This window comes from Aquaspirillum soli (genome assembly GCF_054781915.1).
Genome location: NZ_BAAGTM010000002.1, coordinates 245,481 through 260,063, shown reverse-complemented (window position 1 = coordinate 260,063; position 14,583 = coordinate 245,481). Strand labels below are relative to the sequence as shown.

The following is a 14,583-nucleotide window of genomic DNA, read 5'->3' as shown; positions in this document are numbered from 1 at the left end:
CATGTCGTTTAATCGTGCTTTGCTTTATACCGGCCATGTTTGGCATCAACGCTTATTACCGCGTAAACACAATTTTCGCTATCCATTTTGGTGGTTGGCAATTCCATTACAAGAATGGGACGGTCAACCTAAGAAAATGCCGTTTGGCCTAAGCTGGCATCCAAAAAATCACGGACCACGCAATGGCAGCCCCGTTTTACCTTGGTTAATTGAAAAACTACAACAAAACCATTTACCAGAAATTGGCGAGATTGTTTTACATACGCAACCTAGTTTATTTGGCTATGTATTTAATCCTGTTAGCTTTTATTTTATTTACAACCCACGGTCTGAGCTGATTGCGGTATGGGTTGAAGTCAATAATACCTTTGGTGAGCATCATGACTATTTACTTCACCATGAGGGCTTTAAACCTATTCGCTCTGGTGATGTTTTCGCGCAAGAAAAAAAATTTCATGTCTCACCGTTTTACCAAGTCTCCGGTTGCTATTACTTCCGATTTATCACACCGAATAATAATCAACTCACCATTAGCATTGAATATGATTGTGAGACAGATCGAAAACGGGCTTTTTATGCTGTTCAGTCCGGTGAGTCGTCTTTGCTCGAGAAAAAGCATCTACCCAAATTACTATGGCAATACGGTTGGCAAACTTTATTGGTGTGGTTGCGTATTCATTGGCAAGCCATGAAGCTTTGGCATAAAAAAACGCCTTTTTACGGAAAAAAAGGCCAGATTGTTTCTTCTGTGGAGAATTCCTAATGAGTGCATCAACATTAACTGCTGTTGAGATGAGCCATATTCCAACCCACGGACGTTTTTTGTTTAATTTACTACAGCATATTCAGATTGGCTCTCTCGATTGCTATACACCAAATGGCGAACATTTTTCGTTCTCTGCCGCCGAAGCTGGCCCTCATGCTGTTGTTTATATTGGTGATTGGCGTGCGGTGAGTAAAATTATAACGCATGGGGATATTGGTCTTGCGGAGGCATATCGAGATGGTTGGATTGATTCTGACGATTGGACACAGTTGTTATTGCTTGCCCTTTTAAATGAGAAAATTTTATCGCCCCTAATTGAAGGTAAATGGTGGCATAAACTGGGCTATTGGCTAAAACATCTGACTCGAGCGAATACGTTACGCGGTAGCCGAAAAAATATCCACGCCCACTATGATTTGGGTAATGACTTTTATCAGCTATGGTTAGACAGCTCGATGAGCTATTCTGCGGCGATGTATTATGGCAATCACAAAACATCGCTGACCTGTGCACAAATCAATAAATATGACCAGATTTTGCAACAGCTCAATGTTAGCCAAGACAGCCATATTTTAGAAATAGGCTGTGGCTGGGGTGGTTTTATGGAGTATGCAATTGAGAAAACAGGTTGCCGTGTAGATGGCGTCACGTTATCAAGTGAACAAAAAGCATGGACAGAAAAAAGATTAGCAGAAAAAGGCTTTGCTGATCGTGGGAAAGTTCAATTAACCGATTATCGAAAAATTAAGCAACAGTACGATCATATTGTCTCCATTGAGATGTTTGAAGCGGTTGGCGAACAATATTGGAAAGTTTATTTCCAAAAAATAATGGAATGCCTCAAACCGGGGGGAAAAGCAGTGATTCAAACAATTACCATTGAAGACGGAAGATTCGAGTCATATCGAAAAAATACTGATTTTATCCAACAATATATTTTTCCGGGTGGGATGTTACCTTCGGTGGAAAAATTCGTTGCTCATGCGCGATTACATGGGTTTAAAACAAGTAAACCCATTTTATTTGGCCAAGATTACGCAGAAACCCTGCGTCGATGGCAATATAATTTTGAAAACAAACTTGCGATGGTGAAAAACTTAGGTTTTGACGATGCGTTTATCCGGTTGTGGCGGTTTTACCTTGCTTATTGCGAAGCTGGTTTTATCTCCGGACGAACTGATGTGATGCAAATAACGCTGAAAAAAGGCTAAAAAATAGCCCTTGCGTTATGCAAGGGCTATGTTCAATCATGCTTAATTAGAAGAACCCTAATGGTTTCGGGCTGTAGCTCACCAAAAGGTTTTTAGTTTGTTGATAGTGATCCAACATCATTTTGTGCGTTTCGCGGCCAATACCCGACTCTTTATAGCCACCGAATGTGGCATGCGCTGGATAAGCATGATAGCAGTTTGTCCACACACGACCTGCTTTAATGCCACGGCCCATGCGATAAGCGGTATTGCCATCACGGCTCCACACCCCAGCGCCTAGGCCATAAGGCGTGTCGTTGGCAATCGCCAGTGCTTCTTCTTCTGTGCTAAATGTTGTGACGGCTAATACAGGGCCAAAAATTTCTTCTTGGAAAATCCGCATTTTATTGTGGCCTTTGAACAGGGTTGGTTGGATGTAGTAACCACCAGCCAATTCACCATCCAAATGTGCACGATCACCACCAATTAAACACTCGGCTTGTTCCTGACGGCCAATTTCTAAGTAAGCCATAATTTTGTTCATCTGCTCTTGCGAAGCTTGAGCACCCATCATGGTCTCGGTGTCGAGAGGGCTGCCTTGTTTAATTGCCCGCACCCGTGCCAACACTCTTTCCATAAAGCGATCATAAATTGATTCATGGATCAGTGCGCGACTTGGGCAGGTGCAGACTTCGCCTTGGTTGAAAGCAAACAGCACCAAACCTTCAATAGCTTTATCAAAGAAATCATCATCTTGTGCTGCAACATCAGCAAAGAAGATATTGGGCGATTTACCGCCAAGTTCTAACGTCGCTGGAATCAAACTTTGCGCGGCGGCTTGTGCGATAACACGGCCAGTGGCGGTAGAGCCAGTGAAGGCAATTTTGGCAATCCGGCGGCTAGTCGCCAGCGGCATCCCTGCTTCACGTCCCAAACCGTTAACAATGTTCAATACTCCCGGCGGCAGCAAATCGGCAATCAGCTCCATCATCACCAAAATACTGATGGGGGTCGATTCTGCTGGTTTGAGCACAACGCAGTTACCTGCACCGAGTGCCGGTGCCAGCTTCCACGCCGCCATCAAAATTGGGAAATTCCACGGAATAATCTGCCCAACCACACCTAAGGGTTCATGAAAATGATAGGCGATGGTGTTTTCATCGATTTCAGAGATCGAGCCTTCTTGCGAGCGTAAGCAACCGGCAAAATAACGGAAGTGGTCAACAGCCAACGGAATATCTGCATTCAGGGTTTCGCGAATGGCCTTGCCGTTATCGACGGTTTCAACGTAGGCCAAGCATTCAAGATTGGCTTCAATCCGGTCGGCAATTTTGAGCAAAATATTAGAACGCTCTGCCGGCGAGGTTTTCCCCCACTTTTCAGCTGCAGCATGTGCTGCATCCAACGCCAATTCGATATCATCAGCACCAGAACGAGCCGCTTTGGTATATGGCTGACCGGTGAGGGGAGTAATCACATCGAAATATTCGCCACGAACCGGTGGTGTCCACTTGCCATTGATAAAGTTGTCATAGTGAGTTTTGTACTGATGTTTTGCGCCGGTGGTGCCAGGTAGGGTGTAAATCATGCTCAATCTCCTCGTTTTTATAAAACCGACGAACCGTCGATTGCCCTATCAGTATCAATCCTTGTGCCAACTCAAAAAAATAAGCTAGTGTTTTGTTTTTTTGAGATAAATTAAATTATTGCGCTGCAGTAGTTCGCGGCATAGTGTTGCAAATTGACACACTGTCACGTGACAGCTGAGACAGCGTAGTTTGGACAACACGTGTAATAACTTTCGCCTCTTACGGCATGGCGCTCTATACTGCCCGAATCAAAACTGTTTCAAAGAAAACAGCTGACCTTTCTTAAGAAAAGAAGGGGAAAACGAGGAGCCGTGAGCCATGTTTTTAGAGTTAGAAGCCTCTTTGCACACTGCACGACAATATTTATTGTCTGACCAAGCCCTACCGCAAGGACTGATCAGTGATCGTCTAGCCCGATCTTGGCTGCGTTGTGCAAAAGCAGGGTTATCACCCAGTCGTACCGTCAAAGATGTGCCAGCATTGCATGACAATCTACTCAAACAACGATTAGAAGAACATCAAGAGTTGGTCAGTCATGCACAACCCGTGATGGCGCATCTGTTTAGCCAAGTGAAGCACTCTAATAGCATGGTGGTATTGGCTGATCACAGTGGGACATTGCTGCATGTGTTAGGTGATGGGGATTTCTTACCAAAAGCCGAACAAGTCGCTTTAGCCCCCGGGGCCTCATGGCAAGAAAATCATCGTGGCACCAATGCCATTGGGACAGCCTTGGCGGAATACAGCGCGATTGCCATCCGAGGGGCCGAGCATTTTTTAGAGCAAAACAGTATCTTAACTTGTACCGCTGCCCCTCTTTACGATCCACAAGGCCAGATATTAGGTGTGATTGATATTTCGAGCGAGGTGCAACGCTATCATCCCCATACCGGCGGTTTGGTCAAAACTGCGGCACAGATGATCGAAAACAAATTGTTATTGTCGCGCTATCAAAATGCCATGCGTTTACATCTCCATCCTCATCCAAAGGGAATTGGTACGGTCGGTGAAGGCATTATTGTGCTGTCAGAACAAGGAATTGGGCACGCGGCTAACCGTGCTGCGTTGGAAATGTTAGAGCTCAGTTATGTTGAGCTATCACAATTTCCCCTGCGCCTGTGGCTAGAACAACAACTGTCGCAACATAGAAATCTGCATCATCTGTTACCCATGTCGTTGGCGAAGGGTAAGACCTTATATGTACAGGTTGTGTTACCCAATAAAAATACACACGCCACCAGAGACCAAAAAACAGTTCACGTCCAAGATGCTTTGTCTAGGTTGGATACCGGCGATGAGGCGATCCAAAAATTGGTGCATAAAGCGAGAAAAGTCGCAGGAACCGCAATTCCTATTCTTTTACATGGTGAATCCGGTGTTGGCAAAGAATGGTTTGCTAAAGCGATTCATGAAAGTGGCCAACGAAAGAATGGCCCTTTTGTTGCCATCAACTGTGCGGCATTGCCAGAGCAATTGATTGAGTCGGAATTATTCGGTTATACCGCTGGTGCTTTTACAGGGGCGCGACGTGAAGGCTATCGCGGAAGAATTGTGGAAGCCCACGGCGGCACACTTTTCCTCGACGAAATCGGTGATATGCCTTTGTCTCTTCAAAGTCGCTTATTACGGGTATTACAGGAACGAGAGGTCACGCCACTTGGTGGCGGAAAAGCGATCAAAGTCGATTTTTCTCTTATCTGCGCCACCCATCGTAACCTACCACAGGATATTGCCAGTGGCCGGTTTCGGGCCGATTTGTACTATCGATTAAATGGCATGGCGCTGGTGGTGCCCGCGTTACGTGAACGCAGTGATTTTTTGATTTTGTTGCGTAGTCTGTTGCAACAACACAGCCCTGAAAAATTCTGCACGATTTCTCCCTCGCTACAACAAGCGTTACAACACTACAGCTGGCCCGGTAATTTGCGCCAGCTTAATAATGTGATATTGACAGCGGTTACTCTGTTGGAACAGGACGACAATCTAATTGATTGGCCGCATTTATCAGACGACATGCTCACTGCTTTGACACCTTTACCCTCATCAAACCAAACAGCGGATACCACGACTTTAGAGCGACTCTCGCAACAGGCGATTGAACAGGCGCTTTCTGCTTGCGGTGGTAATGTGTCACAGGCGGCGCGGCAGCTAGGGATTAGCCGAAATACGCTCTACCGCCGCTTGAAAGGTTAAACCGATTTTTCTTCGAGATGGCTTGCCGCAGCAGCGAGTAATTGACTCACCAAGGGGTGTTGTACTTTTTTGGTAGTAGCAATGGCAAAGAACTGTTCTTCCAGTCCTTCGGATTGGCCGAGATAACGTACACCATAACGCCGTTGTAAATCATCATGCACCCACTCCGGCGCAGGAAACACACCTAACCCTTGTGCACCAAAGGTTTTGAGTAACGCACTGTCTTCAAATTCACCAATGATATTCGGCACAATGTTGTGTTGCTCTAGCCATAGGTCAATTCGCAAACGCACTGCGGCATGGCGGCTGGGCAATAACATCGGCAGTTGTGCGAGGCATTGCCGTAAGGTGTGGTTTGTATGGTTTGGCTCGAGCTGAGCCAACAGCGATTCGGTGGCATACCACGCCAGCGCAGAACGTCCTAGCTGGTGGTCATGCAATTTAAGGTTAGGGTATGCCCCCAACGCACGATCAGCTAAAACAACATCTAATTTGTGCAAGGCGAGTTGTCCGCATAGCTCGTCAAACTCCCCTTCTTCAACAATCAATCTAATGTTTGGGAGGCGGATAATGGGGTCAAGTAAGCGGCTCACCACAATTTTTGGTAATCCATCAGAGGTCCCCACTCGCAACAACACATTCGCTTGCTGTGTTGCATCGCGTAAGCGTTGCGGTAATTGCTCTCCAAGCTGAAAAATTTGATCTGCTTGTTGTAGGGCAACACGTCCGGCCGGTGTCAATTCCAACCCCCGCCCTGCTGGGCGCAATAATTCATGCCCAAGTTGTTTTTCAAGTTCACGAACTTGGGTACTGATGGTTTGGATAGCCATTCCCAACCGATTCGCCGCCTTTCCCATTCCCCCCTCGGTTGCCACAACCCAGAAGTAATAGAGATGGCGATAGCTAAAATGTTGGCTCATTGTTAAGCCGCTACCACGTGGGTATGAACTTCTACTTTAAGGGCGCGGGTAATGGCAGCAAAAATTGCTGAAAGATTATTCATAGTCGGGTTGCCTGTGGCAGAAAGCATACGGTGTAAGCTTTTTGCCGGTTTATGTATTTCTTCTGCCAACGATTCAAACCCAACAGTAGCATTGACTAAGTCACGCAAAATCAATTTAGCAGTGTTAGGTTCACCATCAAGAAACAGCGAGATTGCTTCATCAAGTAGAGCTTGGGCAAAAGCAGGATCGGTTTGAATACGCTCCGCTATCGTTTCTCTTACATCACGCTTTTTCATAATGTGAAAATCCCTTTTTTTCTGAATATGACTTCATTTATATCTGATTTTTTAGAAATAAGAAATGGGCTACATTTCGTCTGTCGCGTGAACAACACGCAAATCATCTACACAAGGAGAACAGGCGATGCGTAGTTACCCTAAAAACAGTGAACAATCGGTGTTGCGTTTGTTGGTATTGGTCATGTTGGCCGATGGTCACTTGGCAAAAGAAGAATTGTCTTGGCTGAAAAACCAAAGCCTGTTGCAACGCTTTTCCAACTCGCCAGACGCATGGGAAACCGTGTTAAACGGCTTTTGTGAAGATTTGAGCTATCAACACAATCTCTCTTGGACTGAAGCATGTTCTTTGGATAATCAAACGCTGAAAAGTCTGCTGCAAGAAGTTGATGATACGGATTTACAAACTGAAGTCTTTAAACTGGCCGTTCATCTTATCGCAGCTGATGAATACATCAGCGAAAAAGAATTTTTTGTCCTGCGAGCGATGTCCACCCAATGGAACATCGACCACCGCGCGATTTTGCAACATAACCAACGCAGCACCTTATCGCAGGAACAACAAAGCGTGGTGGCATTGAGCTTAACTTCTTAACTTAAGGCAAATAACGGAAAGGCAGGGCAATCGATGGAATTTCTATTCCAGCTCTTTATCGGCTACCCAATATGGGTATGGCTCATGTTCTTTTTCGTGGTGATTGCTCTGTTAGCGTTTGACCTTGGGGTATTACATCGCGATCAACATGAAATTGGGGTGGCGGAAAGCTTAAAGCTGTCTGCCTTCTATATCACCCTTGGCCTGTTGTTTGGGGCTTGGCTATGGTGGTATCAGGGGGCAGAGGCTGGGATGGCCTATTTAACAGGCTATTTAGTCGAGAAATCGCTCTCGATGGACAATGTGTTTGTGATCTCTCTGATTTTCACCAGCTTAGCCGTACCACGGATTTATCAACATCGGGTGTTGTTCTGGGGGATTTTGGGTGTGATCGTGATGCGGGCCATCATGATCGGCTTGGGCGCCTTACTGGTGGCTGAATTCCAGTGGGTGTTAGTGTTGTTTGGCCTGTTCTTGGTCTTCACAGGTCTGAAGATGCTGTTTTCTAACGATGAGATAGAAGTTTCGTTAGATAAAAACCGCCTCTATCAGTTCTTGCGTAAACACTTACGGTTGACACCTACTTTGCATCAGGAGAAATTTTGGGTTCGAGGAGAAGACCATCAATTGGCAAAAGGCTGGTGGGCAACACCGCTGTTCCTTGCCTTGCTGCTGGTAGAAAGTGCGGACTTGGTATTTGCGGTTGATAGCATCCCCGCTATCTTTGCCATCACCCAAGACCCCTTTATTGTCTACACCTCAAACATTTTTGCGATCTTAGGTTTACGGGCCCTGTATTTTGCGCTCGCGGCAATGGTGCACCGCTTCCACTACCTAAAATATGCGTTAGCTGGGGTGCTAGTGTTCATCGGTATTAAAGTGGCACTGGTTTACTTTAATGGGATTGACCTGATTAGCTTGAAGATTCCCACATGGTTATCTTTGAGTGTGACGCTCAGTCTGTTGACCTTCGGTGTGTTGTACTCGCTACATAAAACACGCAACCCAGAGCAACCCAAAACCACGTGATCCTCAACATACTTTGAACCGCCCCAACATTGGGGCGGTTTTTTTATTATGGGCTGTCGGGAATAAGCGAAACCGTTTTTCCTGTTAATTCCCGTGCCAAGCGCGTGGTATTGCGGACGGCAAGCGCATAAATCGACAGTTGCGGATTGGTGCCAACGCTTGTTGGAAAAATCGAGCCATCAATCACTGACAAATTATCGACCTGCCAATGTCTGCCATAGCTGTTGACGACCCCTTTTTCTTCTCTCGCACTCATTGCACAGCCTCCCATCACATGGGCGCTGACCAATTTGGCTTGGAGTGTGGCTAACGGTAAATCGGCAATCGCCTGTTGTGCGGCTTGCCACGAAGTATAAGGGTCAGCTTCTTCGTGGATGGGTAACACTGATTTTGCGCCAGCAGCGAATTGGATTTCTGCCATGCTCAACCAAGCACGTCTTACCCCATCCCACAACGCATCAGTCATCACGTAATCCAATACAGCCGAACCATCAGCGTTTAAGAAAACTTGCCCTCCTTTACTGTCAGGGTGAAAACCATCCCGTAACAAGGCGATCATGACGTGAAGATGGGGGTATTGTTGCATCAACTTCGCATGGCCTTCACCGTGTCCCTGTAAAGTCACGGCGGCAAGCAGGGGGTGTACGGGAGGCACTTCCAGCTTATAACCAATCGGACCATCAATGTCATCACGATGTAAAAAGTGATCCGAATAAACAGTTTGTGGCGCTCCTTGCCATGCTTCGATTTTATTTGGCATCACAGCAGCAGACAAACAGACTGGATGCAAAAAGGTTCTTTTACCTAATTGGCTGTAAGGATCAGGAAATTGGCTGCGTAATAGCAAAGCAGGCGATCCAATCGCACCTGCTGCAACAATAAAATGCTTTGCCCGAAACAAAACCGTATGACCCGGTTTGGGAATGCGGCCATCACTGCCGTGCATCGCCACCGCCCGCAGCACTTCCACCGTTCCTTTACGTTCAATAAACCGTTGTGCGCGCAGGCGAGTGTAAAGTGTTGCGCCTGCCGCCAGCGCAGCGGGAATGGTGGTGGTTAACATCGAGCGTTTAGCATTGGTCGGGCACCCCATGCCACAATATCCAAGATTCCAACAACCTCGGACATTGCGCTTTACCCGCCCGACGCTGAGTCCGAGTTTTTTACAGCCTCGCTCTAACACTGCATTGTTTGCATTGGGATCAGCCTGCCACGGTCGAATATCCAAATAGCTTTCTACCTGTTCAAACCAAGGTTTAAGCTCAATCGGACTAAATTCGCGCATATCTAAATGATCGCGCCAATAGGTCAGCGTTTCCGTTGGCGTGCGAAAGCTGCTTGTCCAGTTGACCGTGGTTGAACCGCCGACGGTTCGACCTTGAAGAATGGTAATCCCCATGTCACGGGTTTTCTGTGCAGCGGCTTGTTGATAGAGCGTTGAATAGGCATTGGCCTCATTCATATCGAAATCAACCGAGGTTGCCAGTTGTCCTTCTTCAATGATGGCAACATGCAACCCTGCTTCAGTTAACAACTTAGCCGCCATGCCGCCACCGGCGCCTGAGCCGATAATAACAACATCGTATTCCGCCTCGACTGTCCCCGGTAACTCGGCTGCATCAATCACCCGCCAACCGGCGGATAAACCACTGCGGTAAGGATCTGGCGTCACGATCTATTCCCCCTTTAGCATATTGTTTTCATTATTTTTTAATATGGGGTGGCCCAGGATAACCAATGTGTGGCCATGTCTGTTGATCGGCATACCACGCAGCAAAAACCACAGTTTTTAATCCTTGATAGCCTGCCCGTAGATGTGTAAACGAACTGTGCCGCCAGTCCTGTAAAAACGCATCCACCTCTTGCTGTGTGGCGTCTTGCCACGGATGAGAGACCCCAGCAATCACATGACGAAATAAGCGCTTGCGTAATGCCTGCAACAATACATTGAGCGCTTCTTGCTGTTCATGGGCAAGGTTGGCCAATACGCTGTCTAACTGATGCAAAAACCGTTCTACATGCTGGCGAGGCATCGACACTGGCCATAAGGGATGCAACACCGCAGGCGCCAAAGCCAGCCAAAAAGCTTGTTGTTGTGGTTGAAGGATTTGCCATCCCCCATCGGGTGGCGGAAAGTGAGCCGGATGTGGTGGATCATCCCATGTGGTGATCAAGCTGCCAGCGCCAGCAATGACAACCGATGCAGCGCCCCACTGTAGGAAACGGCGCCGAGTAACCATGCCTCTCCCCCTTTTATTTGCGTAACATTAGACGCAGTAGTGTATTAACCAGTTTGCCATAGGGCGGGCTTAGCCACGGCAGAGGAGAATATCGTCCAACCTCAAAAACAGGTTTGAGCTTGCTAAAAGTTAAAAACCCCTCATAGCCATGATAATGCCCCATCCCTGACGCGCCAATGCCACCAAACGGTAAATCATCCTGCGCCACGTGTAAAACAGTATCGTTAATGGTCACCCCACCGCTATGGGTATGTTGTAAAAAACGTTGAATCCGTTGTCGGTTACGATCAAACAGATATAAAGCAAGCGGACGGGGCTGAGTTTGTAAACAAGTCAGTACATCTTCTTCGGCACGATACGTCACCACCGGCAAAATTGGCCCAAAAATTTCCTCCTGCATCAGTCTCATGCTCTGGTGGGTCTGACAAACCAAATAAGGCGCCAGCTTTTGGCTGATACCGAGGTCTTCTTGCGCAGGATTGATCTCTATCACCTCCGCCCCTTGTCCAACAGCTTCTTCCAGCAAGGCGTGTAATCGTTGTTTATGCTGTGGATGAATGATGGCAGTGTAATCGGGGTTATGTTGCAAGCGGGGGTAGTAACGGCCTACGGCACGTTGATAGTGTGCAATAAAAGCAGCCTGTTGCGACTCGTGAACCCAAACATAATCTGGCGCAACACAGGTTTGCCCTGCATTAAGCAATTTCCCCACCGCAATTCGCTCCGCCGCGTGAGCAATGTCTGCATCCGATGCAATAAACACTGGCGATTTACCGCCGAGTTCTAAGGTAACCGGCGTTAGGTTTGTCGCAGCAGCTTGCATCACTTTGTGCCCTACCGTTGTCGAGCCGGTAAAAAACAGATGATCCCACGGTTGTTGGGCAAATGTTGCTGCGACTGCGGCATCACCCGTGATAATCGCAATTTTGTCTTCACTGAAATAGCGATGAAATGCTTGTTGTAACACGATTGCCGTTTGTGGCGTGTATTCCGAGAGTTTTAACATGGCTCGATTTCCTGCGGCTAACGCAGCAACCAACGGGCCGAAACTCAGATAAAGCGGATAGTTCCACGGCACAATAATTCCCACCACGCCCAATGGTTGCGGCATCACCTGTGCCCGCGCCGGTTGAAACCACAGCGAGACATGACGTTTCTCGGATTTTATCCAACGAGGTAAACGCTTTTTTGCGTCCTTAATCGCCTGTAAACTGGGAAAAATTTCCGCCAACTGTGTTTCAATCACACTGCGATGGCTAAAATCGGCAGCCAACGCCTGTTGCAAGGGGTGTTGATATTCCAACAACAGTTGAGCCAGCGCCGTTAAATCGCCTTGCCTTTGTGCTAGGGTGGGATAAGGGTGTTGCCGTGCAGCACGCTGTTGTTGGGTAAAGCAGTGCTGCAAGCGAATAAAATCCGACTCCATAGTTTCCTCGTGAGATCAAAACGAATCATCTGTTTGTTATCGTTATCGCGGCTTGTCTCATTCAAGACAAACAAGCGTTTTAATGAACTTAACTGCTCTCTTTCAGAAAAGCAACGTACACCATGTTGATTGATTTTTTTCTTGCCTTACGTCAGGCCGCTCTACCCGTCAGCCTAAAAGAATTTCTGTTGTTGCTACAGGCGATGGAGGCACGGCTGGCTTTTGCCTCGATTGATGAGTTTTACTACCTCAGTCGAACCGTTTTAGTGAAAGATGAAAAGTGGTTTGATCGTTTTGACCAAGTGTTTGGCCAATACGTCCACGGGATTGAAAGCACATTGCAAGACCTGAAAACCACTCTCCCAGAGGATTGGTTACGTAAACAGGTTGAGAAATTTCTATCGGAAGAAGAGAAAAAAGCCCTCGAAGCACTGGGCTTTGATGAGCTGATGCGGCGGTTACAAGAACGTTTAGCAGAACAAAAAGAGCGCCATCAAGGGGGCAATAAATGGATTGGCACCGGCGGTACCAGTCCATTTGGTGCCTATGGTTACAATCCAGCTGGGGTACGGATTGGACAACATGAATCACGCCATCGCCGTGCGGTGAAAGTGTGGGATAAGCGTGAGTTTCGTAATTTGGACGATCAAGTTGAGTTGGGTACACGTAATCTCAAAGTGGCGCTACGCCGCTTGCGCGAATTTGCTCGTGAGGGGGCTGCGGATGTTTTAGATTTGGATGCCACTTTACGCGCCACAGCCAGACAAGGCGGACTCTTAGATTTACAGTTTGTGCCTGAGCTGCATAACACGGTCAAGGTATTGGTATTGTTTGATATTGGCGGGTCGATGGATGATTATATCCATACCTGTGAAGAACTTTTCTCAGCAGTCCGAAGTGAATTTAAGCACCTTGAAACCTATTATTTTCACAACTGCGTGTATGAAAAACTGTGGCGCGATAATCAACGCCGGTGGCAAGAAACGGAATCCACATGGGATGTATTGCATCGTTTAGGGCAAGATTGGAAATTGATTCTTGTCGGCGACGCGACGATGAGCCCATACGAAATCCTATATCCGGGCGGCAGTGTTGAACACCATAACCAAGAAGCCGGTTCAGTGTGGTTGGGGCGTTTGCTAAATCATTTTCGACACGCTGTTTGGTTAAATCCTGTCGCAGAACCGATTTGGGAAATGACAGGTTCGATTCGTCTTATTAAAGACGCGATGCAAAACCGCATGTTCCCCTTGACAGTGGAAGGGCTAGACCGCGCCATGCGACAACTCCGCCACGGCGCTACCGCGTTGCCACAGGCCGTACCGAGTTAAAACTCACAGGGAGCGGTACAACTTATCTCATGGTGCTGTTTGGGATGGAAAAACTGGAGAAACTCGGCATGAAGCAACAAACGCGGACTGGCTAACTGTATGTCGGTGGGTGCATAAAAACGATCGCCAATAATGGGATGACCGAGCGCCAGCATGTGAACCCGTAACTGATGTGACCGTCCGGTTACCGGATAGAGTGCAACACGGGCGCGGCTGTCATCCTGCTCTAAGACACGGTATAGCGTTTGCGAGGGTTTGCCATCTTGAAAGCAGACTTTTTGTAGCGGGCGTTTTGGCCAATCACAAATCAATGGTAAGTCAACTTCCCCCTGTTTTGCAGCCAATACCCCTGACACTTCGGCAAGATAGCGTTTTTTGGTTTGCCGTTGTTGAAATTGAATTTTTAAGCTGCGCTCGCTGTTTTTGTTCAAGCTAAATAACAAAATACCCGAAGTGTCCATATCCAAACGGTGGACTAATTCTGCGGTTGGATATTGTTGCCGAACACGCGACCAAGCACTGTCATAATGATTGGGGTCACGGCCCGGTTGTGACAGTAAACCCGCTGGTTTGTTGATGATGACAAAGTCTGGATCGATGTGGAGCCATTCTAGTGGTGCACAGGGAGGTGAATAGATAAATGGCTCAGTATTATGTGGCGGCATATTTTTTATAACTTTTGTTTAAAAGCCTCTGCATTAAAGGGCTTGGGTTCGCCGCTGGCCTCGCCTTCAATCAACGCGGTACGAATTGCCTCCATTTCAAGGCTGCGTTCTTGCTCTCGCCGAATCAAATCACGAATAAACTCACTGTCATTCGTATAACGCCCTGTGCTAATTTGTGCTTTGATCCAGTTATCTTGCTGATCGGTCAAGGTAATGGTTTTACGAACAGTTTTCATGGTGGGTGTCCTGTTGGGTTAAACCGCATCAATATTCATACTATTGGTGCAATATAGTGTAGATCAGCACCAATTACCAGTAC

At 47.2% G+C, this 14,583-nt stretch carries 14 protein-coding genes; 6 read left to right on the top strand and 8 right to left on the bottom strand.

Features of this window, described 5'->3' with window-relative positions; all coding sequences use genetic code 11:
- Window position 1: 1 nt before the first annotated feature.
- On the top strand, window positions 2-763 hold the full coding sequence (locus ACYVJG_RS03220; protein ID WP_460429753.1) for a DUF1365 domain-containing protein: 762 nt from the start codon (window positions 2-4) through the stop codon (window positions 761-763).
- Complete coding sequence (locus ACYVJG_RS03215; RefSeq protein WP_460429752.1) at window positions 763-1,977, top strand: class I SAM-dependent methyltransferase; 1,215 nt, start codon at window positions 763-765, stop codon at window positions 1,975-1,977. The genes ACYVJG_RS03220 and ACYVJG_RS03215 overlap by 1 nt, the downstream gene beginning before the upstream one ends.
- 46 nt (window positions 1,978-2,023) lie before the next feature.
- On the opposite strand, the gene adh is transcribed toward ACYVJG_RS03215, so the two are convergent.
- Window positions 2,024-3,544, bottom strand: a complete 1,521-nt coding sequence (gene adh, locus ACYVJG_RS03210; RefSeq protein ID WP_460429751.1) for an aldehyde dehydrogenase — start codon at window positions 3,542-3,544, stop codon at window positions 2,024-2,026.
- Between the two features lie 319 nt (window positions 3,545-3,863).
- Here adh and ACYVJG_RS03205 point away from each other — a divergent pair, with 319 nt between their 5' ends.
- Window positions 3,864-5,738 carry a sigma-54-dependent Fis family transcriptional regulator gene (locus tag ACYVJG_RS03205; protein WP_460429750.1) on the top strand — a complete coding sequence of 625 codons (1,875 nt, stop codon included), beginning with the start codon at window positions 3,864-3,866 and terminating at the stop codon, window positions 5,736-5,738.
- Here ACYVJG_RS03205 and ACYVJG_RS03200 read toward each other — a convergent pair.
- Window positions 5,735-6,658 (bottom strand): LysR family transcriptional regulator, encoded by a 924-nt coding sequence (locus ACYVJG_RS03200; protein ID WP_460429749.1) that lies wholly within the window; start codon window positions 6,656-6,658, stop codon window positions 5,735-5,737. The two genes, ACYVJG_RS03205 and ACYVJG_RS03200, sit on opposite strands and share 4 nt — an antisense overlap.
- Window positions 6,659-6,660: 2 nt before the next feature.
- Entirely contained in the window at window positions 6,661-6,978 is a 318-nt protein-coding gene (locus tag ACYVJG_RS03195) for a helix-turn-helix domain-containing transcriptional regulator (RefSeq protein WP_460429748.1), read from the bottom strand.
- 127 nt (window positions 6,979-7,105) lie between these two features.
- Between ACYVJG_RS03195 and ACYVJG_RS03190 the strand changes: the two genes are divergently transcribed.
- Both ACYVJG_RS03190 and ACYVJG_RS03185 read left to right on the top strand, forming a co-directional pair.
- Window positions 7,106-7,573: a tellurite resistance TerB family protein gene (locus ACYVJG_RS03190; RefSeq protein ID WP_460429747.1), complete on the top strand. Its 468-nt coding sequence runs from the start codon at window positions 7,106-7,108 to the stop codon at window positions 7,571-7,573.
- Between the two features lie 33 nt (window positions 7,574-7,606).
- Entirely contained in the window at window positions 7,607-8,602 is a 996-nt protein-coding gene (locus tag ACYVJG_RS03185; protein WP_460429746.1) for a TerC family protein, read from the top strand.
- Between the two features lie 46 nt (window positions 8,603-8,648).
- Here the strand turns inward: ACYVJG_RS03185 and ACYVJG_RS03180 are convergent, their stop codons facing one another.
- From ACYVJG_RS03180 to ACYVJG_RS03170, 3 genes are read right to left on the bottom strand one after another with little or no spacing between them, the layout of a single operon-like run.
- On the bottom strand, window positions 8,649-10,274 hold the full coding sequence (locus tag ACYVJG_RS03180; protein ID WP_460429745.1) for a GMC family oxidoreductase N-terminal domain-containing protein: 1,626 nt from the start codon (window positions 10,272-10,274) through the stop codon (window positions 8,649-8,651).
- A gap of 31 nt (window positions 10,275-10,305) precedes the next feature.
- The gene (locus ACYVJG_RS03175) at window positions 10,306-10,842 is read right to left on the bottom strand and encodes a hypothetical protein (RefSeq protein ID WP_460429744.1); all 537 of its coding nucleotides are present in this window, start codon (window positions 10,840-10,842) and stop codon (window positions 10,306-10,308) included.
- 13 nt (window positions 10,843-10,855) lie between these two features.
- Window positions 10,856-12,268, bottom strand: a complete 1,413-nt coding sequence (locus ACYVJG_RS03170) for a coniferyl aldehyde dehydrogenase (protein WP_460429743.1) — start codon at window positions 12,266-12,268, stop codon at window positions 10,856-10,858.
- Window positions 12,269-12,390: 122 nt separating this feature from the next.
- Here ACYVJG_RS03170 and ACYVJG_RS03165 point away from each other — a divergent pair, with 122 nt between their 5' ends.
- On the top strand, window positions 12,391-13,599 hold the full coding sequence (locus tag ACYVJG_RS03165; protein WP_460429742.1) for a vWA domain-containing protein: 1,209 nt from the start codon (window positions 12,391-12,393) through the stop codon (window positions 13,597-13,599).
- Here the strand turns inward: ACYVJG_RS03165 and ACYVJG_RS03160 are convergent.
- Both ACYVJG_RS03160 and ACYVJG_RS03155 read right to left on the bottom strand, forming a co-directional pair.
- Window positions 13,596-14,264, bottom strand: coding sequence for a pseudouridine synthase (locus ACYVJG_RS03160; protein WP_460429741.1), 669 nt, complete (start codon window positions 14,262-14,264; stop codon window positions 13,596-13,598). The two genes, ACYVJG_RS03165 and ACYVJG_RS03160, sit on opposite strands and share 4 nt — an antisense overlap.
- A 5-nt stretch (window positions 14,265-14,269) precedes the next feature.
- The gene (locus tag ACYVJG_RS03155; RefSeq protein WP_460429740.1) at window positions 14,270-14,500 is read right to left on the bottom strand and encodes a type II toxin-antitoxin system ParD family antitoxin; all 231 of its coding nucleotides are present in this window, start codon (window positions 14,498-14,500) and stop codon (window positions 14,270-14,272) included.
- Between the last annotated feature and the right edge of the window lie 83 nt (window positions 14,501-14,583).